Source organism: Candidatus Symbiopectobacterium sp. NZEC135, assembly GCF_025962695.1.
The window spans coordinates 1-636 of the sequence record NZ_JAGFPF010001250.1 but is presented as its reverse complement, the minus strand read 5'-3'; the positions used below and the strand labels follow the sequence as shown (position 1 = coordinate 636).

General features: G+C 55.5%; 1 protein-coding gene and 1 pseudogene. One reads left to right on the top strand and one right to left on the bottom strand.

The window, feature by feature from the left end; all coding sequences use genetic code 11:
* A pseudogene (locus J5224_RS33650) lies at positions 1-128 on the top strand (transcriptional regulator Zur); the annotation flags it as partial.
* 66 nt (positions 129-194) lie between these two features.
* On the opposite strand, the gene lexA reads toward J5224_RS33650, so the two are convergent.
* Positions 195-636, bottom strand: a 442-nt coding sequence (gene lexA / locus J5224_RS33645) for a transcriptional repressor LexA (RefSeq protein ID WP_264629217.1), incomplete at its 5' end; no start/stop codon positions are given.

The following is a 636-nucleotide window of genomic DNA, read 5'->3' as shown; positions in this document are numbered from 1 at the left end:
TGCGTCACAGCGTGGTCGAGGCACACGGCCTGTGCGAAGCCTGTCAGGAAGTGGCTGATTGCCGTGAACACGGGCACTGTCACCATGACCATACGGTGCCCATCAAGAGTGCGAAACCCGGACGTTGATCTGAAAGGCTGATACATCACCGACAAGGCTTTCCCTGAAAGAAACGCCCTGTCGGCTAACGGCGTTTAGCTCCACTCACCGTTGCGGATAACACCGACGGCCAATCCTTCAATGCTGAAGCTCTGCTCACGCAAATCAACCACGATGGGAGAAAATGCGTCATTCTCCGCCAGAAGTTGTACGGTGTTACCTTGACGTTTCAAGCGCTTAACCGTCACTTCATCCTCAATGCGCGCCACCACTACCTGGCCGTTACGCACCTCTTGGGTTTTATGCACGGCCAGCAAATCACCGTCTAATATACCGATGTCTTTCATAGACATACCGCTGACGCGCAGCAAAAAGTCGGCGTGCGGTTTGAACATGGCCGGATCGACCTGATAGTGACACTCGATGTGCTCTTGCGCCAGCAGCGGCTCACCCGCGGCGACACGGCCAATCAGCGGCAGTCCAACATTTTCTTCTTCCATCAACAGGCGGATCCCGCGTGATGCGCCGGAGACGATT